General features: G+C 70.9%; 20 protein-coding genes. 9 read left to right on the top strand and 11 right to left on the bottom strand.

Annotated elements, in window-relative coordinates:
* Position 1: 1 nt before the first annotated feature.
* The 3 genes from D7W82_RS06240 to D7W82_RS06230 form a co-directional block, all read right to left on the bottom strand.
* The gene (locus D7W82_RS06240; RefSeq protein ID WP_120617448.1) at positions 2 to 1,606 is read right to left on the bottom strand and encodes an ATP-binding protein; all 1,605 of its coding nucleotides are present in this window, start codon (positions 1,604 to 1,606) and stop codon (positions 2 to 4) included.
* A 241-nt stretch (positions 1,607 to 1,847) separates the two neighbouring features.
* Positions 1,848 to 3,230, bottom strand: a complete 1,383-nt coding sequence (locus tag D7W82_RS42155; protein WP_120617474.1) for a TIGR02266 family protein — start codon at positions 3,228 to 3,230, stop codon at positions 1,848 to 1,850.
* 16 nt (positions 3,231 to 3,246) lie between these two features.
* Positions 3,247 to 3,621, bottom strand: coding sequence for a response regulator (locus D7W82_RS06230; RefSeq protein WP_014399331.1), 375 nt, complete (start codon positions 3,619 to 3,621; stop codon positions 3,247 to 3,249).
* 82 nt (positions 3,622 to 3,703) lie between these two features.
* On the opposite strand from D7W82_RS06230, the gene D7W82_RS06225 reads away from it, so the two are divergent.
* Entirely contained in the window at positions 3,704 to 5,101 is a 1,398-nt protein-coding gene (locus D7W82_RS06225; RefSeq protein ID WP_199727691.1) for a M20/M25/M40 family metallo-hydrolase, read from the top strand.
* Positions 5,102 to 5,111: 10 nt separating this feature from the next.
* Here D7W82_RS06225 and pip read toward each other — a convergent pair whose 3' ends face one another.
* Both pip and D7W82_RS06215 read right to left on the bottom strand, forming a co-directional pair.
* Positions 5,112 to 6,077, bottom strand: a complete 966-nt coding sequence (pip, locus tag D7W82_RS06220; RefSeq protein WP_120617446.1) for a prolyl aminopeptidase — start codon at positions 6,075 to 6,077, stop codon at positions 5,112 to 5,114.
* A gap of 204 nt (positions 6,078 to 6,281) precedes the next feature.
* Positions 6,282 to 7,463, bottom strand: a complete 1,182-nt coding sequence (locus tag D7W82_RS06215) for a small ribosomal subunit Rsm22 family protein (RefSeq protein WP_120617445.1) — start codon at positions 7,461 to 7,463, stop codon at positions 6,282 to 6,284.
* 58 nt (positions 7,464 to 7,521) lie between these two features.
* Between D7W82_RS06215 and D7W82_RS06210 the strand changes: the two genes are divergently transcribed.
* The 3 genes from D7W82_RS06210 to D7W82_RS06200 are packed head-to-tail and all read left to right on the top strand — an operon-like array spanning position 7,522 to position 10,137.
* Positions 7,522 to 8,532: an ATP-binding cassette domain-containing protein gene (locus tag D7W82_RS06210; RefSeq protein WP_120617444.1), complete on the top strand. Its 1,011-nt coding sequence runs from the start codon at positions 7,522 to 7,524 to the stop codon at positions 8,530 to 8,532.
* Positions 8,529 to 9,335, top strand: coding sequence for an ABC-2 family transporter protein (locus D7W82_RS06205; protein ID WP_120617443.1), 807 nt, complete (start codon positions 8,529 to 8,531; stop codon positions 9,333 to 9,335). The genes D7W82_RS06210 and D7W82_RS06205 overlap by 4 nt, the downstream gene beginning before the upstream one ends.
* Before the next feature lie 7 nt (positions 9,336 to 9,342).
* Positions 9,343 to 10,137, top strand: coding sequence for an ABC transporter permease (locus D7W82_RS06200; protein WP_120567470.1), 795 nt, complete (start codon positions 9,343 to 9,345; stop codon positions 10,135 to 10,137).
* Positions 10,138 to 10,141: 4 nt separating this feature from the next.
* Here D7W82_RS06200 and D7W82_RS06195 read toward each other — a convergent pair whose 3' ends face one another.
* Positions 10,142 to 11,053: an MBL fold metallo-hydrolase gene (locus tag D7W82_RS06195; RefSeq protein WP_120617442.1), complete on the bottom strand. Its 912-nt coding sequence runs from the start codon at positions 11,051 to 11,053 to the stop codon at positions 10,142 to 10,144.
* A gap of 138 nt (positions 11,054 to 11,191) precedes the next feature.
* Between D7W82_RS06195 and D7W82_RS06190 the strand changes: the two genes are divergently transcribed.
* On the top strand, positions 11,192 to 13,372 hold the full coding sequence (locus tag D7W82_RS06190) for a kelch repeat-containing protein (RefSeq protein WP_233587334.1): 2,181 nt from the start codon (positions 11,192 to 11,194) through the stop codon (positions 13,370 to 13,372).
* A gap of 54 nt (positions 13,373 to 13,426) precedes the next feature.
* On the opposite strand, the gene D7W82_RS42315 is transcribed toward D7W82_RS06190, so the two are convergent.
* A complete protein-coding gene (locus D7W82_RS42315; RefSeq protein WP_120617441.1) occupies positions 13,427 to 14,332 on the bottom strand; it encodes a helix-hairpin-helix domain-containing protein in 906 nt (301 codons plus the stop codon).
* Between the two features lie 141 nt (positions 14,333 to 14,473).
* On the opposite strand from D7W82_RS42315, the gene D7W82_RS06180 reads away from it, so the two are divergent.
* Positions 14,474 to 15,619: a hypothetical protein gene (locus D7W82_RS06180; protein WP_147439240.1), complete on the top strand. Its 1,146-nt coding sequence runs from the start codon at positions 14,474 to 14,476 to the stop codon at positions 15,617 to 15,619.
* Between the two features lie 75 nt (positions 15,620 to 15,694).
* Positions 15,695 to 16,066: a hypothetical protein gene (locus D7W82_RS06175; RefSeq protein ID WP_120617439.1), complete on the top strand. Its 372-nt coding sequence runs from the start codon at positions 15,695 to 15,697 to the stop codon at positions 16,064 to 16,066.
* A gap of 6 nt (positions 16,067 to 16,072) precedes the next feature.
* Here D7W82_RS06175 and D7W82_RS06170 read toward each other — a convergent pair whose 3' ends face one another.
* Positions 16,073 to 16,471 (bottom strand): RidA family protein, encoded by a 399-nt coding sequence (locus D7W82_RS06170; protein WP_120617472.1) that lies wholly within the window; start codon positions 16,469 to 16,471, stop codon positions 16,073 to 16,075.
* 120 nt (positions 16,472 to 16,591) lie between these two features.
* On the opposite strand from D7W82_RS06170, the gene D7W82_RS06165 reads away from it, so the two are divergent.
* Positions 16,592 to 18,220 carry a peptide chain release factor 3 gene (locus D7W82_RS06165; RefSeq protein ID WP_120617438.1) on the top strand — a complete coding sequence of 543 codons (1,629 nt, stop codon included), beginning with the start codon at positions 16,592 to 16,594 and terminating at the stop codon, positions 18,218 to 18,220.
* Positions 18,221 to 18,262: 42 nt separating this feature from the next.
* On the opposite strand, the gene D7W82_RS06160 is transcribed toward D7W82_RS06165, so the two are convergent.
* Positions 18,263 to 18,805 carry a hypothetical protein gene (locus D7W82_RS06160; protein WP_120617471.1) on the bottom strand — a complete coding sequence of 181 codons (543 nt, stop codon included), beginning with the start codon at positions 18,803 to 18,805 and terminating at the stop codon, positions 18,263 to 18,265.
* A 44-nt stretch (positions 18,806 to 18,849) separates the two neighbouring features.
* Here D7W82_RS06160 and D7W82_RS06155 point away from each other — a divergent pair, with 44 nt between their 5' ends.
* A complete protein-coding gene (locus D7W82_RS06155) occupies positions 18,850 to 20,355 on the top strand; it encodes a carboxypeptidase M32 (protein WP_120617437.1) in 1,506 nt (501 codons plus the stop codon).
* Positions 20,356 to 20,359: 4 nt separating this feature from the next.
* Here D7W82_RS06155 and D7W82_RS06150 read toward each other — a convergent pair whose 3' ends face one another.
* Together D7W82_RS06150 and D7W82_RS06145 are read right to left on the bottom strand one after the other, a co-directional pair.
* Positions 20,360 to 20,716 carry a hypothetical protein gene (locus D7W82_RS06150; protein WP_120593081.1) on the bottom strand — a complete coding sequence of 119 codons (357 nt, stop codon included), beginning with the start codon at positions 20,714 to 20,716 and terminating at the stop codon, positions 20,360 to 20,362.
* A 192-nt stretch (positions 20,717 to 20,908) separates the two neighbouring features.
* The gene (locus D7W82_RS06145) at positions 20,909 to 22,078 is read right to left on the bottom strand and encodes a ribonuclease D (protein WP_120617436.1); all 1,170 of its coding nucleotides are present in this window, start codon (positions 22,076 to 22,078) and stop codon (positions 20,909 to 20,911) included.
* Between the last annotated feature and the right edge of the window lie 27 nt (positions 22,079 to 22,105).

Here is a 22,105-nt window from a genome sequence, read left to right as displayed (position 1 = left end):
GCTAGAGCGGGAGCACCAGCTCGAAGCGCGCGCCGCCCTCGGGACGCGCGCCCGCGCGCACCCTGCCTCCGTGCGCGAGCACCACGCGCCGTACGATGGCCAGGCCCAGGCCGCGGCCGTTGGCCCGGGTGAGGAAGAAGGGCTCGAAGACGCGCTGCGGATCCAACCCGGCGATGCCCGGGCCCTCGTCCTCCACGCTCAGCGAGACACCGTCCGGCACGCGGCGCACCTCCACGCGCACCGTGCCTCCGCTCGGCGAGGCCTGGATGGCGTTGCGCATCAGGTGCGTGACGGCCAGCTGCAACAGCGTCTCGTCGCCGGACAGCTCCGGCACGTCCGGCGCCTCGTCGAACGCCACGCGCGGCTTGGGCAGCTCCTCCCGGCCATGGAGCAGCTGCGCGAGCGCGCGGTGCACCAGCTCGCCCAGCGACACGGGGCGCGGCCGGGGCTCCAGCGGGCGCACCGCGTCCAGCAGGTCGCGCACGATGTCCTCCAGCCGGATGGCCTCCTCCTCCAGCATCTCCACCGCGGAGGCGCCTGCGGGCCCCAGGCGGGGTTCACGCTTGAGCACCGCTACCGTGTTGAGGATGGCGCCCAGGGGGTTGCGGACCTCATGGGCCACCACGCCCGCCGCCTCGCCCAGCGCCGTCAGCCGCTCGCTGGCGATGAGCTCGTTCTGCAGGCGGGACACCTCCGCGAGCCGCGCCTCCGCCGCGCGGTGGTGCCGCACGTTCTCCAGCGCGCCGCCAATCAACTGCGCGAACAGCTCCAGCGCTCCCGCGTTCGCGGGCGTCAGCGTGGTGGACTGCACCGCCAGCACGCCGAAGGGCTCGTCCCCCACGAAGATGGGCGCGTCCAGCGCGCGTGAGCCCGGCGGGTAGATGCGCTGGATGGTGTCCGCCACCTCCGGCGAGTGCAGCCGCCGCGCCATGCTGAACGCGTCCGGATGGAACACCGCCCGGCGGCTCGTGAGCACCTCTTCCAGGTGCGGCATCCCCGAGCGGGGGAAGCGCACCGCGTGCACGTCCTGCCCGTACAGCCGCGACGCCGCCGCCAGGCTCTCCGCCTCCTGGCGCATGGGCCCGTGGCGCAGGAAGTCCCCCTCCAGCAGCATCACGGAGACGTAGAAGCCCTGCCGGTGCAGGGACTCCACCGCCAGCTCCAGCACCGTGCCCTCGTCGCGGCAGCGCAGGAGCTCCGCCGCGGTGGCCACCAGCATGGTGGACAGCGTGCGCACCGCGTCCCCGCCCTCCGCGTCCAGCAGCAGCACGAGCTGCTCCTCCGGCACGCGGCCCGGCGCGGTGACAGGCGACAGCACGTGCTGGCGTCCGTCCGCGCCGCGCACGCGCACCCAGGCGGGCCGCACCGGCGTGGGCTGCTCGCCGCGCATCAGCGCTTCGCACAGGGGCTCCACCCAGGAGCGCTCCTCCGGCCCGAAGCGCGCGGCGAGCTCCAGCAGCGACGGCAGCTCGTCCTCTCGCAGGCCCAGCAGCGTGCGCAGCGCGGTGTTGGTGAACACCAGCCGGTCGCCGCGAATCACGAACAGCGGCACCGGCAGCGCGGGCAGCAGGCCATCCAGCGTGCCGGGAGGGCCGGAGACGCTCATCGCCGCCCTCGCGTTCCAGGGGAACGGCGGCCTGGAGGCAATCGCCGCGCGGGTGCGCCGTAGGAAGGGATGAAGGCGTTGAGCACTGGAGGAAACACCATGAACTTCGCGAACGAGTTGGACCGCCGGGACCTGGAGTTGAAGTCCGTCATGGCCGTGTGGGTCGCCTTCGTGGCGATGAGCGCGGTCTTCCTGGGCCAGTTGCTCTAGTCCCGAGCGGAATCGCCCGCCCGGGAACCTGTCAGGGCTTCTTGGTGCGGCGGACGTACTGCTGGATGAAGTCCCGTTCCTCCGCGCGCAGCGCGCTCAGGCGCAACCCGTAGCCGCGGGGGTTCTTGCCGTCGTCCAGGGAGTTCTCCCAGATGACGGAGCTGCGCAGGGTCATCACGCGCTCCGGATCATCGAAGCGCAAGGTCAGCTCCACCTGCGTCCCCAACCGCAGCGGCCGGTCCGTGCCGATGAACAGGCCGCCCGACGACAGGTTGATGATGCGGTGGTCGGTGAAGATGCCCGTGTTCTTCATCGACACCTTCACGTCCGCGTGGAGCCGGTCGTCCGACCGGCGCTCCAGGCCCACGAACTCGGCGCTCGAATACGAGGGCGTGGGGGCGGCCATGGGGCGCCGGACGGGAGAGGGCGGCGGCGGCGCGGGAGCCGGCGCGGGCGGAGGAGGCGTCACCGGACGCGTCGAGGGCGTCATCACCGGCGGAGGCCGGGGCGGCGCGGGCGGAACCACCGGACGCGTCATGCTGCCCGGAGCGGGCGTCGGCGGGATGGAGGCAGCCGCCGGCCTCGTCATGCTGCCGGGAACAGGCGTCGGCGGGATGGAGGCAGCCACCGGACGCGTCATGCTGCCCGGAGCGGGCGTCGGCGGAATGGAGGCAGCCGCCGGCCTCGTCATGCTGCCGGGAACAGGCGTCGGCGGAATGGAGGCAGCCGCCGGCCTCGTCATGCTGCCGGGAACAGGCGTCGGCGGGATGGAGGCGGCCACCGGACGCGTCAGCGAACCCGGAACAGGCGTCGGCGGAATCGCGGCGGCCTGCGGCGTCATCACCGGCGGCGGACGCGCGGGCACCGCGGTTCCGCTCAGCGGCAGCGGCGCGGAGGGCAGCGCGCCGCTCAGGTCCAACCGGGGCGGCGGGGGCGCGGGCGGATGCATCGCGCCCTGGAGGAAGAGCGTCTCCGCCTCGCGGATCCGCCGCGAGAGGAAGTCGAAGATCTCCACGGAGACCTTGCGCAGCTCCGGGTGCAGATCCGGCGACAGGTGCTCCGGTGAGAAGCGCTTCGCCATGCGGAAGAAGGCGAGCCGGAACTCATCAAGCGACGCCTGCGGCTTGAGCCCGAACACCTCGTGCGGCGGCAGGTGCAGCAGGCCGCGCAGCTGGTTGCGCAGGCGCTCGGCCTGCTGGTTCTCGAGGGAGGACGTGGGCGCCGCGGTGGTGAACAGGTCGCGCACCTCCGGGAGCTCCTGGAGCGCGACCCAGTTCGTGCCGTCGCGCGACGCGCGCACGGCCGTCTTCAGGCGACCCGAGGCGATGAGGTCGCGGAAGGCTTGCAGTTGCAGGGGGCCCAGCACGCGGCCGAGCGAATCTCCCACCCAGTAACCGGCAACGGATGACGACACGGGGACCTCGGTGGAATCAGGACGCGAGCGCCTGGCGTACGGCGGCGGCAATCTCCAGGGGATGGAAGGGCTTGCCCACGAAGCCCATCGCCCCCGCGGCAATGGCCTGCTCCACCACCGGCTCCGCGTCCATGCTGCTGATGACCAGGACGCGCGTCTCCGGTGAAACACTCTTGATGGCGCCCAGCACCTCCAGCCCGCTCTTCTTCGGCATGAAGAGGTCCAGGAACATCACCGCCGGCTGCTCCTTCTCCGCCAGCGCCAGCCCTTCCTCCCCGTCCGCCGCCTCCAGCAGCCGCAGGTCGATCCCCGTGTCCGCGATGACGTCCTTGAGGATGCGACGCACGAAGCTGTCGTCATCCACCAACAGCAGGGTAGGTAGTCCAGGCATGGGCGGCAGGATACATAAGACGCGCGACGTTTGGGCGCGCGCATCCCACGTGCCTGCTCGGCTTTTGGGTTAAGGGGTGGGCATGTCCACCCTTCCCGCGCTGTCCCATTTCGAGTCCCACAAGGCCGCGTACCTGGAGGACCTCAAGGCCCTCGTACGCATACCCAGTGTGTCCTTTCCCGGGTTCGACGCCGCCCTCGTGCGCAAGAGCGCGGAGGCCACCGCGGCCCTGTTGAAGGACCGTGGTTTTGAAAACGTTCAGCTGCTCGAAATCGAGGGTGCGCACCCGTATGTCTATGGCGAGGTGCTCAAGGCGCCGGGCCGCCCCACGCTCCTCCTCTACGCGCACCACGACGTGCAGCCCGCGGGAGACGAAGCGGCCTGGAAGAGCCCGCCCTTCGAGCCCGAGGAGCGCGACGGCCGCCTGTACGGACGCGGCGCGGCGGACGACAAGGCGGGCATCGTCGTGCACACCTCCGCCGTGGACGCGTGGCTCAAGAGCACCGGCCAACTCCCACTCAATGTGAAGGTCATCATCGAGGGCGAGGAGGAGGCAGGCAGTGACCACCTGGGTGCATTTCTCCAGAAGCACGCGAAGCTGGTGGCGGCGGACGCCATCGTGTTGACGGACACGACGAACTTCGACACGGGCCTGCCGTCCATCACCACGGCGCTGCGCGGGCTGGTGACGGTGGACGTGGAGGTGCGGGGGCTGCACCAGGCGGTGCACTCCGGCATGTGGGGTGGGCCCATTCCGGATCCGGCGATGGCGCTGTGCCGGATGCTGGCGTCGCTGACGCACGCGGATGGCTCCATCGCGATTGAAGGCGTGATGGAGCAGGTGAAGCCGCTGACGGACGCGGAGCGCCAGAGCATCCAGGCGCTGCCCGGTGACGACGCGACCTTCCGCGAGCAGGTGGGCCTGCGCGAGGGCGTGCAGCTGTTGGGCGGCGGGCGGCACCCCTGGGAGACGAACTGGCGCCAGCCGAGCCTGGCCATCAACGCCATCCAGGCCAGCAGCCGCAAGGACGCGCGCAACATCGTCGTGGAGTCCGCGTGGGCGCGCGTGGGCATCCGCGTGGTGCCGGACATGGATCCGGAGGACGTGCAGCGCCGGCTGGTGGCGCACCTGAAGAAGGTGTGCCCGTGGGGCCTGGAGCTGGAGATCCGCGAGGACCAGTCGTCCGGCTGGTGGTACACGGACTCGTCGCACCCGGCGTTCCAGGCGGCGTTCCGCGCGCTGGAGAAGGGCTACGCGAAGAAGCCGGTCACCATCGGGTGCGGTGGCTCCATCCCGTTCGTGGAGCCGTTCGCGAAGGAGCTGGGCGGCGTGCCCGCGCTGCTCATCGGCGTGGAGGACCCGTACACGTACGCCCACTCGGAGAACGAGAGCCTGCACCTGGGCGACTGGGAGAAGGCCATCCGCTCCGCCATCCACCTCTACGAGGAGCTGGCGAAGTCGCTGACCCCTCGCGGCTGAAGGGCGGACCCTAGAGGCCGCGGAAGCGGTCCGTGGCCTCGATGAGGGCGGAGGTGTTGCCGGGCTCGTTGGCGGAGTGGCCCGCGTCCGGCACCATCACGAACTGGGCCTCCGGCCACGCGCGGTGCAGGGCCCACGCGCTCTCCGGCGGGCACACGACGTCATAGCGGCCCTGCACGATGACTGCGGGGATGTGGCGGATGCGGTGCACGTCGTCCAGCAGCTGGGTGTCCGTGCGCAGGAAGCCCCGGTTGAGGAAGTAGTGGCACTCGATGCGCGCGAAGGCGATGGCGAAGTCGTCGCCCGCGTTGCGCGCGATGAGCTCCGCGTTGGGGTACAGGCAGCTGGTGCGGCCCTCCCACACGCTCCACGCCTTCGCGGCCTCCTGCTGCGAATGCTTGTCGTCGCCCATCAGCCGCTTCGCGTAGGCCTGGAGCAGGTCTCCGCGCTCGTCCTCGGGGATGGGCGCGAGGAATTGCTCCCACGCGTCCGGGAACATCGCGCCCGCGCCGCGCTGGTAGAACCAGTCGATCTCCTGCTTGCGCAAGAGGAAGATGCCGCGCAGCACCAGCTCCGTGACGCGCTCCGGGTGGGCCTCCGCGTACGCGAGCGACAGGGTGCTGCCCCACGAGCCGCCGAAGAGCATCCAGCGCTCCAGGCCCAGGTGCTCGCGCAGCCGCTCCATGTCCGCCACCAGGTCCCAGGTGGTGTTCTCCTCCAGGCTGGCGTGCGGCGTGCTGCGGCCACAGCCTCGCTGATCGAAGAGGATGATGCGGTACACGCTGGGGTCGAAGAAGCGGCGCTGCTTCGGGTCGGTGCCGCCGCCGGGGCCGCCGTGCACGAACACCGCGGGCTTGCCCTTCGGGTTGCCGCTCTCCTCGAAGTACAGCGAGTGACCCCCGGTGACCTTCAGCTGGCCGGTGCGGTAGGGCTCGATGGGGGGATAGAGCGTGCGCGGCGGCGTGGGTGCGGGCACGGGGTTCCTTCCTGGGGAATGAGGTGCCGCGCAACCTAACAACAGACGGCGCCGGCGGGGCGAGCCGTTCAGAAATACCACGTCAGCCCGAGAACGCGTCGCCACGGTCCTCCTTCGACGGTGGTGCCGCGCTGCTGCGCGCCGCCATCGCGCTCCTGGAAAATTTCACGCAGGAGCGGCCGCCGTGCCCGGGTCGTCTTCCGCTCAGGGCTTCGGGGGTTCCGGCGGCTTGGGCGCGGGAGGCACGCCGCGTCCGGCCTGGGCCACCATGCGCACCTCGGCGTTCTCCCCGAGCGCGAAGCCGTCGCCCTTCGTCTCCAGGTCCGTCGCCTCGATGACGTCGCCGCGCTGGAGGTGGAAGAACTTCTCGTTCTTCTCCGAGCGGTGCCGCTCCTGCATCGCCAGGCCCACGCGCCCCTCCTGCCCGCAGCCGATGTAGCGCTGGCGGCCCTTGCCCTCCAGCGACTCGCTGACGATGCGGAACAGGCGGCCCGGCGGCGGCTCCGGCCACGGCTCGCCCTTGGGCGCCAGCAGCAGGTAGCTCATCTTGAGCGACTCCTTGTGGAAGCCCGCCGCGCGCGCCAGCTCCTCCACCACGCGGGGCATGGGCCACGGGCGCTCGGCGTGGCACCAGTCCGTCTCCTTCACCAGCGCGGGGCACGCGCCGCGATACAGGCACGGCGCGCGGATGGCGTAGCCGCGCTCCACCATCAGGTCGCGCACCTTGAGCAGGTTGCGGCTCGTCTCGCGCAGCGCGGGCTCCATCACCAGCAGGCTGCCGCCCTTCTTCACCTTCGCGAGCACCGACTCCAAGAGCGCCGCGCGCGGCTTCAGCGCTTCGTCCGTCGCGCCGTACAGCTCATTCACCACGTGCCCCATCGTGATGAGATCGAACTGGCCCTCCGGCAGCGTGGCGTTCTTCTTCAGCGGATCCCACTCGCGCGTGGCCATGGCCTCGCCGGCCTCCGTGGCCAGCTCGCGCGCCAGGTTCAGCGCCGGCTTGCTGCGGTCCGCGGCCGTCACCTCGCTGGCGCCCGCGTCCATGGCCGCGAAGGCCACGGGGCCCGGGCCACTGCCCAGGTCCAGCACCTGCCGGGGGCGGTTCGGCAGCTCGCCCAGCACCTGGCGCGCCTGGGCGTAGGACACCGGCCAGTAGAAGAGGAGGTAGGCGCCCAACAGGCGCGGGTCGTCCATGTACCGGGCGCCGGCCAGCTGGCGCTCGCGGGTGAGGCCGTGGGACAGCTGCTTCACGCCCGCGCCCACCTCCTTGACCTCCTGTGGCGTGAGGCGGCCTTCCGGCCCGTCCCCCCGGCCTCGGGACGCGCGCCACACGGAGATGAGCCGGGGCAGCCATCGCTCCAGGTCCTTGCTGTATGCGTTGCTCATCGTTGCCTTCACATCAGGGGTCGCCACCCGGAGGCGACCGCGTTAAACCCATCCCGCCATGATTTCCGTCCGCGGACTGCGCAAGCACTATCAGGTCCACAAGCGCCCGCCTGGCCTGAAGGCGGCCCTGCGCTCGCTCGTCCACCGCAGCTACACGACCGTCAAGGCCGTGGATGGCATCTCCTTCGACATCAAGCCCGGGGAGCGCGTGGGCTTCCTGGGCCCCAACGGCGCGGGCAAGACGACGACGCTCAAGGTGCTCGCCGGCCTGCTCCACCCGTCCGAGGGTGAAGTCACCGTGGATGGCCACGTGCCCCGCTTCCGCGAGGAGGCGTTCCTCAAGAAGATCATGCTGGTGATGGGGCAGAAGCAGCAGCTGCTGTGGGACCTGCCTCCGTCGGAGACGTTCGAACTCAACCGCGCCATCTACGACGTGCCCCGCCTCCAGTACAAGCAGACGCTGGACGAACTGGTGTCGCTGCTGGAGCTGGGGGACCTCATCGGCAAGCCCACGCGGCAGCTCAGCCTGGGGGAGCGGATGAAGTGCGAGCTGGCCGCGGCCCTCATCCACCGCCCCCGGGTGCTCTTCCTGGACGAGCCCACCATCGGCCTGGACGTGTCCATGCAGGTGACGATGCGCGCGTTCATCAAGGCCTACAACGAGCAGACGGGCGCCACGCTCATCCTGACCAGCCACTACATGGACGACGTGGCGGCGCTCTGCCCGCGCGTCATCGTCATCGACAAGGGGCAGCTGTCCTACGACGGCAGCCTGGACGCGCTGGTGCAGCGCGTGCGCCCGGAGAAGCGCGTGGTGCTGCGGCTGGGCCAGCCGGTGGACGCGGCCCTGCTGACGGCGCTGGGCAAGGTGGTGTCGCACGAGCCGGGCTCGGCGGTGCTCCAGGTCCAGCAGGACGCGGTGAACGCGACGGTGGGCCGCGCGCTGTCCACGCTGCCGGTGACGGACCTGACGGTGGAGAACGCGCCCCTGGAAGAGGTGATGAGCGAGCTGTTCCAGGAGGGCAAGGCGCGCCGGGCGGAGGCCGCCCGGGAGGCGGCGTCCGCATGAGCCTGCGCACGGCCCTCAAGGCGCTGCCCACGATGCTGCGCATCGGCTTCTCCGAGGCGGTGGCCTACCGCGCGGAGATGATCATCTGGGTGCTGGCCACCACCATGCCGCTCATCATGCTGGCGCTGTGGTCGGCGGTGGCGCGCGGCGGGCCGGTGGGCCGCTTCGGGCAGGCGGAGTTCACGGGCTACTTCCTCGCGGCCTTCTGCGTGCGGCAGATGACCAGCTCTTGGGTGGCGTGGCTGGTCAGCTACGAGGTGAAGCAGGGTACGCTGGCGATGCGGCTCTTGCGGCCCATCTCCCCGCTGCTGGCGTACGCGACGGAGGTGCTGGCGGGCATCCCGCTGCGCGTCGCCATCGTCCTGCCCGTGCTGGGCATCAGCCTGTGGGTGGCGGGCGCCGAGCGCGCCGTGCCCACGTCGCTGGGAGGCTGGGGGCTGTTCGCGCTGGGCATCACGGGCGCGTGGCTCATCACGTTCTATCTGAACGTGCTCCTGGGCACGCTGAGCCTGTTCCTGGAGAGCAGCCAGAAGCTGATGGAAGTCTACATGGTGCTGTTCTTCGTCTGCTCCGGGTACATGTTCCCGGTGGAGTTCTTCCCGCCCGGCGTGCGCACGGTCATGGAATGGCTGCCGTTCCGCTACCAGATGGGGCTGCCGGTGGAGTTGCTGACGGGGGCGCACGCGGCGAAGGAGGCGTGGGCGCTGCTGGCCGCGCAGTGGACATGGGTGCTGGGCCTGGGCGTGGTGTCCTTGACGGTCTGGCGGCGGGGCCTGGCGCGCTTCGCGGCGTTCGGAGGGTAGGGCGGTGGTGAACGCGAAGCGCTACCTGCGGCTGTTGGGCGTGCAGTTGAAGGCCTCCGGCCTGCTGGCGTTGCAGTACCGCGCGGACTTCCTGGCGGAGGGGCTCACGTCGCTGGCGTGGACGTTCACCGCGCTGGCGCCGCTGTTCGTCGTCTTCGGCACGCGGCCCAGCATCGAGGGTTGGACGTTCCAGGAGTCGCTGCTGGTGGTGGGCTGGTTCACGCTGCTCCAGGGTGTGCTGGAGGGCGCCATCAGCCCCAGCCTCACGGGCATGGTGGAGCACATCCGCAAGGGCACGCTGGACTTCGTGCTGCTCAAGCCCGCGGACGCGCAGTTCCTGGTGTCCACGCAGCGCTTCCTGCCGTGGCGCGCGGTGAACGTGCTGTCCGGCGTGGGGCTGTTCGTCTACGCGTTCATCTCACTGGGGCGCTGGCCGTCCTTGCCGGGCGTGTTCGCGTCGCTGGTGTTGCTCGGGACGAGCATGCTCATCCTGTATTCGATGTGGATCCTCGTGGTGAGCGCGGCCTTCTTCGTGGTGAAGGTGGACAACCTCACGTACCTGTTCACGTCCATCTTCGACGCGGCCCGCTGGCCGTCCTCGGTGTTCCGGGGCTCGCTGGCGTGGGTGTTCACCTTCATCATCCCGTTGGCGCTGATGACCACCTTCCCAGCGCTCGCGCTGCTGGGCCGGCTGCCGTGGACCTGGCTCGTGGGCGCGGTGGTGGGCGCGGTGGCGTTCGCGGCGATGGCGCGGTGGGTGTGGCTGATGTCCATCCGCCACTACACGTCCGCGAGCAGCTGAGGCTTCAGGGCCGGGGCGCCTGCCGGGCCCACTCCGCGCGCACCACGTGGGGCAGGAGCTTCGCGTAGGCGTAGCCTGGGTAGCGCTCCTTCAGCTTCGCCTCCACCGCGGCGAGCGGATCCGCGCTGGGGTGCTCCGCGCGCCGCTCGCGGGTCACCTCCTCGCGCACGGCCTGGACGTAGGCGGTCTGCGCGTCCAGCAGCTCCGGGCCGCCGGGCAGGCCACGCCCCGGGTGGATCCACTTCGGCTTCAAGGCGCGCAGCTCGTCCAGGCGCTGGAGCCACCCGGTGGTGTCGCCGCCTTCGAACCAGGTGTGCGTGTCCCGCGCGACGAGGCCGCCGGTGAAGAGGTGACCCTCCCATTCCACGACGACGTGGGCCGCGCTGGAGCCCGCCCCCAGGACATGGGCCTTCAGCGTGAGGCCGGCCGCGCGCAGCTCGCGGGTGCTGTCACCGAAGCTGTCCGCGAGCGCGAGCTCCCGCGGATAGCGGCCGTTCCAGTACTGCTTGAAGAGGGAGGGCGCCCACTTCTCGTGGACCGCGGGGATGCGCTCGCGCACCGGTCCGGAGGTGACGACGGGGACGCCCAGCTCCTTGAGGAGGGCCGTGCCGTTGAAGCTCTCCGGATTCGCGTGGAGGACGATGGCGAGCTTCGCCTCCTTGCCGGTGACGTCCTTCGCGAACGCCAGTTCCTTGCGCAGCGCGGAGGGCAGCAATTGCGTGTCGATGAGGACCAGGCCCTCCGGACCTTCAATCCAATAGGACGCGGTCTGGAGTGACCACTGGGAGGAGATGTATTCGCCGACCCGGAGGTCGCCCTGCTCCTGGAGGGAGCGGGAGCGGTAGTGGGTCTCGACGACGGGCTGGGTCGCGCCACAGCCCCACAGGAGGGAGGCCAGCGCGGTGGCGAGAATCATTCTCATGAATCCCGATGATACCCGCTGGTGATGATTGATAGGAATTCCGCTGTTGTCTTCCCTTCGTCTGGGTTAAGGGGCCGCCCCCCCCCAGCGGCGAAAGCCGCATCCCCCATGAAGTGAAGGAAGTCCCCCTCGATGACCCGTATCCGTTTTCACGGCCTGCTGGCCGCGCTCGCGCTTGCGTTCGCGACAGCCTGTGCCCCCGAAGCTTCGTCTTTCATTGCCGCTCCCTCCACCTCCACCTCCACCTCGCGCCTGGACGCGTCCTCGTGGGGCGGCGCTGGCACCATGGCCTCCGCGCGCGTGGATGCCACGGCCACCCTGCTGCGCAATGGCTATGTGCTTGTCGCGGGCGGGGGCACGTCCGCCACGGAGCTGTATGAGCCGCGCACCGGCCGCTGGTTCTCGCTGGGCGCCATGGCCACGAGCCGCCAGCGCCACACGGCGACGCTGCTGGCCTCCGGCAAGGTGCTGGTGGTGGGCGGAGGCACCTCCGTGCTGGCCTCGGCCGGCGCGGAGCTCTTCGACCCGGTCACCAACAGCTGGTCCGCCGCGACGGGACTGGACCTGCCCCGTTCCCAGCACACCGCGACGCTGCTCCCCGACGGCCGGGTGCTGGTGGTGGGCGGTGACAGCGGCTTCGGCAACGCGCTGTCCAGCGTGATGATCTATTCCCCTGAGACCCACTCCTGGTCCGTCACCGGCCGGATGAGCGCGGCCCGCCTGGGCCACGCGGCGACGCTGCTGCCGGATGGGCAGGTGCTGGTGACGGGCGGCCGGGACAGCGCCAACGGGAACGTGCTCGCGACGGCGGAGCGCTATGACCCCGCGACGGGCGAGTGGACGGCGGTGGGCCGCATGGTCACGCAGCGCACGGGGCACACGGCGACGCTGCTGCTGTCCGGGCAGGTGCTGGTGGCGGGCGGCTTCGCGGGCAGCCTCGCCACGAACACGTCCGAGCTGTTCGACCCGGGCACCGGCACCTGGACGCCCCAGGGCCTGCTGCCGTCCCAGTCCGTCTTCCACTCCGCGACGCTGCTCACCTCCGGGCAGGTGCTGGTGGCGGGCGGCTCCACGGGCGGCCAGCCCTACCTGGACAGCGCCGCGCTCTACACGCCGGCCACCGGTGCCTGGACGGCGACGGCGACGATGTCCTCGCGCCGCATCAGCCACGCCGCCGCGCTGCTCCCGTCGGGAGAGGTCCTCGTGCTGGGCGGCGTGCCCCAGGCGGGAACGCTCAGTGCGACCGCGGAGCGCTACCGCCCGTCCGCCCTGCCGTGGAGCACGGCCGCGAGCCTGGGCTCCGCGCGCTCGCAGCTCACCGCCACCCGGCTGAATACGGGCGACGTGCTGGTGGCGGGCGGGGCGTCCTCGTCGGGCGCGGCGCTCGTGAGCGCCGTGCTGTACGACGAAGCGACGAACAGCTGGCAGGACACCGGCTCGCTGCGCACCGCGCGCTTCCTGCACTCCGCCACGCCCCTGGGTGACGGCCGCGTGCTGGTGAGCGGCGGGCAGCGGGACGCCTCCACCTGGCTGTCCGCCACGGAGGTGTACGCGCCGGCCACGGGGACCTGGACGCAAATGGGAGACCTGGAGACGGGACGGGCCCGTCACACCGCGACGCTGCTCCCGGGCTCCGGGCAGGTGCTGGTGGCGGGCGGCGCGTCGGGCGCGAGCACCACCTCCACGCTCGCCAGCGCGGAGCTGTTCAACCCGGCCACGGGCACCTGGAGCTCCACGAGCGCCATGGCACACGCGCGCACGTACCACGCGGCCGTGCCGCTGTCTTCGGGCGAGGTGCTGGTGATGGGCGGCAGCTCCACCGGGGCGGACGCCATCACCGCGAGCGCGGAGCTGTTCAATCCGGCCACGGGCACGTGGCGGCCCACGGCGTCCATGGCGGTGGCGCGCTACGGCCACATCGCGGTGCCGCTGGGCAATGGCAGCCAGGTGCTGGTGGCGGGCGGCTGGGGCGTGGATGGACCGCTGCGCTCTGCGGAGCTCTACGACGTGGCGAGCGGCACGTGGAAGACGGTGGCGTCGATGAACACGCCGCGCTACCTGCCGCACGCCACGGCGCTGTCCACGGGCCGCGTGCTGGTGGTGACGGGGGAGGGCGGCTCGGGGTTGGGCGTGCTCGACTCGGCGGAGGTGTATGACGCCGCGATGAACGCGTGGATGCCCGCGGGCACCCTGTCCACGCGCAACACGCACCACGGACTGGCCCTGATGCCCTCGGGCCGCGTGCTGGTCGCGGGCGGCAGTGGAAGCGGCGGCGCGCGTTCGGCCGTCGACGTGTACACACCAGCGCCTTGAGCCGGGGCGCACGGGGCGGGCTCCTGCAACGCCTGCCCCGTGTCGCTTGGGGACTCAGGCCCCCGCGTGCGGTGCTTCGTGCGCCGCGTCCCTGCGGGAGTAATACGCGAGGCATTCGTTCTCGCGCCCGCGCACCACGCGTCTGCCATTGAGCGGGCCGGCGTGGGAGGTCACCACGGTGTACTGGCCTTCCACGTCGTCCTGGTCGTAGTAGAGGACCACCCAGTCATCCGTGGCGTCCTGCTGGTGCGCCAGCGCCGTGTTGGAGAACAGCGCACGGAAGTTCCAGTCGTCCACGTGCTCGCGCATCACCGGCAGCCAGGCTTCGCCAGAGGGATTGAAGCGCTTGGGCGCGATGCGGCGCAGCTCCCCGGCCTCCGCCCTGCGCCGGTAGTCCGCGTCCACGCGCAGCAGCAGCGCCACCGACGGGCGCGGCCCGTCCTCACCCCCGTGAGAGCGTGCCCGCTCGCGCTCGCGCCGGTTGCGCCCCAGCCGCGCCGCCAGCACCTCGCGTACCTGCTCCGCGCGCCGGGGCCCGAAACCCTCCACCCGCTCCAGGCGCCCGTCGTGCGCGGCCAGCTCCAGCGCCTCCAGCGTGGAGATGTCCAACGCGTCGTGGATGCGCCTGGCCAGCTCCGGTCCGATACCAGGAACGCTGGCGAGCAGGCTCTCGGGGGAAGCCTCACCTTCCAGCCGCTCGAGCAGCCCCACGTGTCCCGTGCGCACCAGCTCCGCGACCGTCCCCGCGATGCTCTTGCCCACGCCGGGCAACGCCCGCAGGCCCGCCTCGCCCTCCGCGGCCAGCACCTGCGCCACGGAGTCCGGCCAGTTCCCGATGGTCGCCGCTGCCTTGCGATAGGCCCCTATCCGGAAGGGCATCGCGTCCTGCGTCTCCAGCAGGTCCGCCACCCGCTCCAGCGCGTCCGCGATGTCGATGTTGCTCTTCCATTCGACGCCCATGGTCCCTGAAAGGTAGGGGCTCCTCGGGAGGGCGACCACCCCGCGGGCCGACACCCGCGCACATGACGGCCCTTCGCCGGAAAAATTCCCCGCCCCGCAACCGCACCGGGGCCGCCGGGTTGGAAGGAACAGCAGGCAGTCATGCGAACCTGTTCGACCTGGAGGATGACGATGCGCTGGAACAAGACGTTGGCGGTGGGTGCGGCCCTGGTGCTTTCGACGGCGTGCGGTGGGGTGGATGATCAGGAGGCGCTGGAGTCCCTGCCGGACTTCGCGGGCACGTCGCTCGAAATCAACACGGACGCGCTCGCGCAGGATGGCGCCGCGCTCGTGGCGCAGGACCTGATGCAGGTGGAGGCCTCGCTCGACGGCCAGGGCGCCGCGATGCTGGAGGGCGCCCGCCTGGAGGTGAAGGCGCTCAACGACACGCTCCGGCAGGCGCTGGTGCCCATCGCGGAGCTGGCGAAGCAGGCCGCCAACGAGCAGCCCGGCGACGTGCTGGTGTATGGCCCCACCGACCGGGCCAACGCCACCTTCCAGCTCTTCATCCGCAAGGGCGCGGGTGGGCGCTACCAGTGGAAGCTGGAGGCCCGTCCGCTGAACAGCGCGGACGACGTCCCCTACAAGCTCATCGCGGCGGGCGCGCTCAAGCGCAGCGGTGATGCGCACCGCGGCCGGGGCACGCTGGCCATCTCCCTGGACAACCTCAAGGCGGTGGCGCCGTCCTACGCGGGCCAGGGCAAGCTGATGATGTCGTTCGCCCACTTCGGCAAGGGCAGCAAGTCGCTGGCGTACCGGCTGGCCAACTTCACCCCGAACCCCGCCATGCACGACGCCGTCACCGGCGCCTTCGTGGGCCACAAGATTGAAGCCACCGGCGTCACCCGCGTGCGAGTGCTCGGCCCGTACAACCTGCCCGGCACCGCGACCTCCGCGAAGGAGAAGGTGCTCTCCTCCGTGCGCCACATCCCCGGCTCCGGCGGCCGCGTGGACGTGCGCGCCTGGGGCGGCGACATCGCGGCGAACACCTACTACGTGGGCAGCGCCTGCTGGGACAAGCAGGAGAAGGAGGTCTACCGCGTCCTCCTCCAGTGCTCGGACTCGGGCCGCCCGGAGAACTGCACGGAGGTGGCCGGCAGCCGCGTGGGCACCTTCCAGGCCTGCCCCGAGGTGGAGCTGCGCGGCGACGTGACGCCTCCGGAAGGCACCGGCGAAGCCGTGACGCCCGAGCCCGGCAACCCCGGCGCGCCGGACGACGTGCCTGGCGACGTCACCGCCGAGTTCTAGGCGCCCCGACAGGGATATGGTCTCCCCGCGTGCGGCCCGGGGGGCTCACGCACAAGCGCAAAGGGAGGCGCACGCATGAGCACGGACGGCACCTATCTCGCGGTCTTCCTCAGCAACAAGACGAGCCCGCGCTGGCGGGCCTGGTATGCGATGTCCGAGGACGAGAAGCGCGCGAAGGACCAGGAAGGCTTCGCCGCCCTGAAGGCCTGGGAGGAGAAGTACCGGGACGCCATCGTCTACGAGGGCGGCCCGCTCGGCAAAACCAAGCGGACGTCGCTGGAGGGCGTGGCGGACGTCGTGAACGAGCTGACCGTCTTCGTCGTCGTGCGCGCGCCGTCGCATGAAGCCGCGGCGAAGATGTTCGAAAATCATCCGCACATGGCGATCTTCCCGTGCGACGCCGTGGACGTGATGCCGTTGCTTTCGGGGCCACCCCCCGAGGCGTAGGGCCCGTCAGTGCAGGGCGGAGGCCACCACCGCGTCCGCTTCGATTTCCACCAGCATCCGCGGGTCGATGAGCGCCTTCACCTCCACCATGGAGGTGGCGGGGCGGATGGCCGCGAACACCTCACCGTGGGCGCGGCCAAGCTCCTCCCAGCGCGAGATGTCCGTGACGTACATGCGCGTGCGCACCACGTCCTCCAGCCGGGCGCCCACCGCCTCCAGCGCGGCCCGGATGTTGGACAGCGCCTGGGCCGCCTGCCGGTACGCGTCCCCTTCACCCACGAGCTGGCCGTCCGCGTCCGTGGCGGTGGTGCCGGACACGGACACGAAGGGGCCCGTGCGCACCGCCCGCGAGTAGCCTACCCGGGGCTCCCAGGGGGTGCCGGTGGCATGGAGGATGCGCTGCATGGCGTGCTCCGATGTGGGCCTCAGGGAGGGCTGCCCCGGAGGGCCGGAGCCCGGCCGGACCTCCAGGCGCTGCTTGCACAGCTGCAAGGAACGACCGCCCGTGATAGTTGGCCTCGGATCATGGTCAATGAGCTCGAGAGGGAGGTCGCCCGGCGACGGACCTTCGCCATCATCTCCCACCCCGACGCGGGAAAGACAACCCTGACGGAGAAGCTGCTGCTCTACGGCGGCGCCATCCACCTGGCCGGAAGCGTGAAGGCCAAGCGGGCGCGTCGTCACGCGACCAGCGACTGGATGGAGCTGGAGAAGGAGCGCGGCATCTCCGTCACGTCCTCCGTGCTCCAGTTCAGCTACCGCGACCACGCGGTGAACCTGCTGGACACCCCGGGCCACCAGGACTTCTCCGAGGACACCTACCGCACGCTGTCCGCCGCCGACGCGGCGGTGATGCTCATCGACGCGGCGAAGGGCGTGGAGCCCCAGACGAAGAAGCTCTTCAAGGTGTGCCGCATGCGCGGCATCCCCATCTTCACCTTCGTCAACAAGCTGGACCGCTACGGCCGCGAACCGCTGGAGCTGATGAACGAGCTGGAGCAGGTGCTCGGCATCCGCTCGTACCCCATGAACTGGCCCATTGGCATGGGGCCGGAGTTCCGGGGCGTCTACGACCGGCAGGCGCGCGTGGTGCACGTGTTCTCCGCGGAGGGCTCGCACGGCGAGTCGGAAGTGGCGGAGCGCTCGGTGTCCATCGACTCGGAGGAAATCAAGTCGGTGCTCACCGAGACGGAGCTGGCGAAGCTCCAGGAGGACATCGAGCTGCTCGACATCGGCGGGGACGAGTTCACTCGCGAGAAGTCGGACGCGGGGCAGCTGTCGCCCATGTTCTTCGGCAGCGCGATGACCAACTTCGGCGTGCGGCCCTTCCTGGACGCGTTCCTGGACCTGGCGCCCCCGCCCACGTCGCGCCCCACCACGCAGGGCCCTCGCGAGCCCACGAACCCGAAGTTCGCGGGCTTCGTCTTCAAGATCCAGGCGAACATGGACCCCGCGCACCGCGACCGCATCGCGTTCATGCGCGTGGTGTCCGGCCGCTACGTGAAGGGCATGAACGCCTTCCACTCGCGCCTGGGCAAGGAGGTGCGGCTCGCCAAGCCCAGCCAGTTCCTCGCCGCCGAGCGCACGTCCATTGAAGACGCGTGGCCGGGGGACGTCATCGGCCTGTTCGACCCGGGGCAGTACCGCATCGGCGACTCGCTGGCCGAGGGCTCGCACGACGTGCTGTTCGAGGGCGTGCCGCGCTTCAGCCCGGAGTTCTTCGCGGTGGTGCGCTCGAAGGATCCGCTGCGCCGCAAGCAGATGGAGAAGGGCCTGGAGCAGCTGTCCGAAGAGGGCACGGTGCAGATCTTCCAGCAGCTGGCCATGGGCATGAAGGACCCCATCGTCGGCGTGGTGGGCGCGCTCCAGTTCGAAGTGCTCCAGTACCGCCTGGAGCACGAGTACGGCGCGAAGATCGCCCTGGACCGGCTGCCCTTCAGCCACGCCAGGTGGGTGGTGGGGCAGAACTTCGACTCGAAGTCGTTCGACTGGGAAGGCAACCGCCAGACGGTGCAGGACCGCGACGGGCTGCCCCTGGTGCTCTTCCGCGACGACTGGGCGCTCCAGCACGCCGAGGAGAAGCACCCGGAGCTCAAGTTCCTCTCCGAGGCCCCGCTCTTGCGCCAGTCCGCGTCGGCCGCGACCGGCAGCTAGGAACGCTTTAGGGCCGGGGAAGCGTCCCCGGCCCGGAAGCGGCTACTTGTGCGGCACCACGGTGCCGCCTCGGAAGGCGGAGTCGCGCAGCACCAGCCCCTCCTTGCAGAGGCGCGCGGCGCGGTTGCCCACGAAGAAGTCCTTCGGGTCGCCCCGGCGGAAGGTCTTCTTCACGAACTCCTCCACCTCCATGTAGAGGCGGCGGAACTTGTCCGGGGCCGCGTCACGGCGGCCCGTCTGGGACGTCACCTCCAGCTCCACCCACATCTTCCCGCTGAGCAGCTCGCCCTCTTCGTTGCGGCGCGAGCGCTCGATGAAGATGACGGGCGAGCGCACCTCGTCGATGCGCCAGAAGCCCTTGTCCGGGCCGCGCTTCACCTTGTCCACCATGGCGGGGCCAATCTCGCTGGCCACCAGGTAGAGGTCCTCCTCCGGCAGGCGCGGGATGTTGTCCGGGGTGGCCCGGAAGGGCACCCAGTCCGGCGGCACGCGCCGGGGGTAGACCTCCAGGACGTGCCGCTCCAGGTGACGGAAGAAGGCGACCTCGTCGTCGGGTGCCATGAAGAATTGGAGGATGTTGGCCATCGCGGGCGTCCTCATACCCTGGAAGCGCGCTAGAAACACAGGCCATGGACTCCTGGCTGCGCGCACGGATGCATGAGCTGAACGACCTGAACAGCGTCATCAACCTGGCTTCCTGGGACCGGGAGGTCTACCTGCCCTCCAAGGCAGCCTCCGCCCGAGCCCAGCAGCTGGCCACCGTCCAGGCCATCCACCACGAGCGGCTGGTGGATCCCCGCCTGGGTGAAGCCCTGGCCCGCGCCGGGGAAGGGGGCCCGGACTTCGAGGCCCTCACGCCCGACGAGCGCGCCATGGTGCGCGTCCTCACCCGTGAGCGCGACCGCGCGGTGCGCCTGCCTGCCCGGCTGGTGACCGCGCTGGCGGAGGCGCAGGGAGAGGGGCTCCAGGCCTGGCGCGAGGCGCGCACGACGAAGCGCTTCGAGCGCTTCCAGCCCGCGCTGGAGGCGCTGCTGGCCTTGCGCCGCGAACAGGCGGACGCGCAGGGCCACGACGGCGAGCGCTACGACGCGCTGCTGGAGGGCTTCGAGCCCGGCATGCGCGTGAAGCGCCTGACGCCGGTGCTCACCGCGCTGCGCGATTCCCTCATCCCCATGGTGGCCGCGCTGGGTGAGCAGAAGCGGGCCTTCCCCGCGTTCCTCTCCGGCCGCACCTACGACACCGGCCGGCAGTGGCAGTTCACGATGCAGCTGCTCAAGGCCGTGGGCTTCGACCTGGAGTCGGGCCGCCAGGACGTGAGCATCCACCCCTTCACCAACAGCGTGCACGCGCAGGACGTGCGCCTCACCACGCGCCTGGATCCAACGTGGCCGCCGGCCGCCCTCTTCGGCACGCTCCACGAAGCGGGCCACGGCCTGTACGAGCAGGGCTTCTCCCCGGAGCACCACCGCACGCCGCTGGCGTCCGTGCCCTCCATGGGCCTGCACGAGTCCCAGTCCCGCCTGTGGGAGAACCTGGTGGGCCGCGGCCGCGCCTTCTGGGTGAGCCACTTCCCCGCGCTGAAGGAGTCCTTCCCGGAAGCGCTGGCGGACGTGGACCTGGACGCCTTCCACGCGGGCATCAACCACGTGGTGCCGTCGCTCATCCGCGTGGAGGCGGATGAGGTGACGTACAACCTGCACATCGCCCTGCGCTACGAGCTGGAGCTGGCGATGCTGCGCGACGAGCTGCCCGTGTCGGAGCTGCCGTCCGCGTGGAACGAGCGCATGCGGCGTTACCTGGGGATGACGCCCCCGGACGACACGCAGGGCGTGCTCCAGGACATCCACTGGGCCTGGGGCGAGCTGGGCTACTTCCCCACGTACTCGCTGGGCAACCTGTACGCGGCCTCGCTGTACGCCGCCGCGAACCGGGCGCTGCCGTCGCTGGAGGCGGACCTGGCGCGGGGCGACACGTCGTCCCTGCTGGGGTGGCTGCGCGCGAACCTGCACTCGCACGGCTTCCGGCTGCCCGCGGAGGAGCGCGTGCGCGCCATCACCGGCGAGGGGCTCACGGACCGGGACTTCCTCCAGTACCTGCGCGCGAAGTACGGCGCGCTGTACGGCATCAAGCTCTAGCGCCTCAGGCCGCGAACACCAGCGGGCGGCACGCGCGCGCCAGGTGCAGCGCGTCCCTCGCGAGCGCGTGCGCATCCGGGTCCTGCGCCTCCAGCCACGCGGCGCGGGCCACCTGGCTGCCCAGCTCGAAGCACAGGCTGGCGGTGCGGCGCGACAGGCGGCTCTCCTTCTGGAGCGCGCGCACGTTGAGCTCGCACAGCTCCGCGCACTGGCGCAGCAGCCGCACCGCGTCGTCATCCGCCGCGACGCCCTGGGCCGTCAGGCGCGCCATGCCGGCCTCGCAGGCCGTCTGGCACTTCAGGCTCGCGGCGATGCACCGGGAGACCTCGATCCGCGCCCCGCCTGTCCTGGCTCCCAGCATGACCACGCCCTCCCTTTGTGCGGCGTCAAAGGTACGCACGGACGCCGTTCTCGCAACCAGCACCCAAGCCGCAGATGGGACCTCAACACCTGCGTTCCGGGGTCATGGACAGCGAGCCGGCAAGGGATGCAGAAGCGCCGCGCACGATTCGTCCGAATCGTACAGCAGTTGCCTCTTCGTCGCGGGCGAACGTCAGCTTCCCAGCACCGGAAAGGGCTTGAGCAACGCCACCAGCTTGTCGCCGTACAGCTTGATCCGTTTATCCCCGAGGTACGGCAGCTGCGAGAGCTCCGACACGTCCGCGGGAGGCTTCGACGCCAGCGCGTCCATGAGCGGATTGGTGAGCACCACGCTGGGCGTCACCTTGCGCAGCGTGGCCTGCTCGACGCGGAACGCCTTGAGCGCGTCCTCGCGCTTGCGCCGGTGGGGGTCGCGCGGACCCTTGGGCTCACGGTCCAGGTCCAGCTCGCCCCGGGTGGCCTTCTGCTGAAGGTCGCGGATGAGGGCGAGGATGTCGTCGCCGTGCGCGCGCACCACCGCGCCCCGCACGCCGGCCGCGCGCGCCAGGTCCTTGTGCGTGTCCGGCTGCTTCAGGGCCAGGTCGGTGATGGCCATGTTGGACAGCATGCGGCCCATGGGCACGTTGTCCTTCTCCGCCCACTCCAGCCGCAGCTTGTGCAGCCCCTGCGCGATGGCGTACGCGAGCGCGTACTGGGCCGTGCCGAGGCCGGTGCGCGACAGCTTGGGCTTGTACTCGGCGCCCACCTCCGGCCGGGCCTCGGCCTCCGCGCACATGCGCTCGCAGTCCAGCAGCACCTCCTCCAGGATGTCCGCCTCGCGGCACGCGTCGCGCACCTGGCGGCCCAGCTCGCAGAGGTAGCGCACGTCGTTGGCGATGTAGTCGCGCATGCCCGGGGGCAGGGGACGCAGGGAGAAGTCGGACTGCTGGTGCTCCTTCGGCAGCTCCACGCCCAGCCGCTCGCGCGCCAGGTCCGCCAGGCCCACCTTGGGCCACCCCAGCAGCGTCACCGCGCGGTGCGTGTCGAAGAGGCCGCGCACGCGCACGCCCGCCTCCGCCAGGAACTGCAGGTCGCCCTGGGCGGCGTGGAAGTACTTGGTGCGCGCGGGGTCCTCCATCATGGGGGAGAGCAGGCGCGGATCCACGCCCGGCTGGAGCGTGTCGAAGAGGAAGATGTCCGTGTCGGTGCCCAGCTGGAGGAAGCACAGGCGGGCGCGGAAGGCGTGCATGGCGTCCGCCTCCAGGTCCACCGCCACTTCCGGCGCGGCCTCCAGCACCCGCGTGGCGGCTTCCTCGCCCGCGCGGTCCACCACATCCAAGGCACCCTGAGGGAAGGTCGGCATCGCGGGGAGCAGGCTAGCGGACCGGCC

This window comes from Corallococcus sp. CA049B, from assembly GCF_003611685.1.
In the GTDB taxonomy this organism is placed as follows: Bacteria; Myxococcota; Myxococcia; order Myxococcales; family Myxococcaceae; genus Corallococcus; species Corallococcus coralloides.
This window is presented reverse-complemented; position numbering and strand designations above follow the sequence as displayed.

Coding starts and splice junctions, on each gene's coding strand:
- D7W82_RS06240 (WP_120617448.1), bottom strand. CDS start 1,606: ATGAGCGTCTCCGGCCCTCCCGGCACGCTGGATGGCCTGCTGCCCGCG.
- D7W82_RS06230 (WP_014399331.1), bottom strand. CDS start 3,621: ATGCCTGGACTACCTACCCTGCTGTTGGTGGATGACGACAGCTTCGTG.
- D7W82_RS06225 (WP_199727691.1), top strand. CDS start 3,704: ATGTCCACCCTTCCCGCGCTGTCCCATTTCGAGTCCCACAAGGCCGCG.
- D7W82_RS06215 (WP_120617445.1), bottom strand. CDS start 7,463: ATGAGCAACGCATACAGCAAGGACCTGGAGCGATGGCTGCCCCGGCTC.
- D7W82_RS06210 (WP_120617444.1), top strand. CDS start 7,522: ATGATTTCCGTCCGCGGACTGCGCAAGCACTATCAGGTCCACAAGCGC.
- D7W82_RS06205 (WP_120617443.1), top strand. CDS start 8,529: ATGAGCCTGCGCACGGCCCTCAAGGCGCTGCCCACGATGCTGCGCATC.
- D7W82_RS06195 (WP_120617442.1), bottom strand. CDS start 11,053: ATGATTCTCGCCACCGCGCTGGCCTCCCTCCTGTGGGGCTGTGGCGCG.
- D7W82_RS06190 (WP_233587334.1), top strand. CDS start 11,192: ATGACCCGTATCCGTTTTCACGGCCTGCTGGCCGCGCTCGCGCTTGCG.
- D7W82_RS42315 (WP_120617441.1), bottom strand. CDS start 14,332: ATGGGCGTCGAATGGAAGAGCAACATCGACATCGCGGACGCGCTGGAG.
- D7W82_RS06180 (WP_147439240.1), top strand. CDS start 14,474: ATGCGAACCTGTTCGACCTGGAGGATGACGATGCGCTGGAACAAGACG.
- D7W82_RS06175 (WP_120617439.1), top strand. CDS start 15,695: ATGAGCACGGACGGCACCTATCTCGCGGTCTTCCTCAGCAACAAGACG.
- D7W82_RS06170 (WP_120617472.1), bottom strand. CDS start 16,471: ATGCAGCGCATCCTCCATGCCACCGGCACCCCCTGGGAGCCCCGGGTA.
- D7W82_RS06165 (WP_120617438.1), top strand. CDS start 16,592: ATGGTCAATGAGCTCGAGAGGGAGGTCGCCCGGCGACGGACCTTCGCC.
- D7W82_RS06160 (WP_120617471.1), bottom strand. CDS start 18,805: ATGGCCAACATCCTCCAATTCTTCATGGCACCCGACGACGAGGTCGCC.
- D7W82_RS06155 (WP_120617437.1), top strand. CDS start 18,850: ATGGACTCCTGGCTGCGCGCACGGATGCATGAGCTGAACGACCTGAAC.
- D7W82_RS06150 (WP_120593081.1), bottom strand. CDS start 20,716: ATGCTGGGAGCCAGGACAGGCGGGGCGCGGATCGAGGTCTCCCGGTGC.
- D7W82_RS06145 (WP_120617436.1), bottom strand. CDS start 22,078: ATGCCGACCTTCCCTCAGGGTGCCTTGGATGTGGTGGACCGCGCGGGC.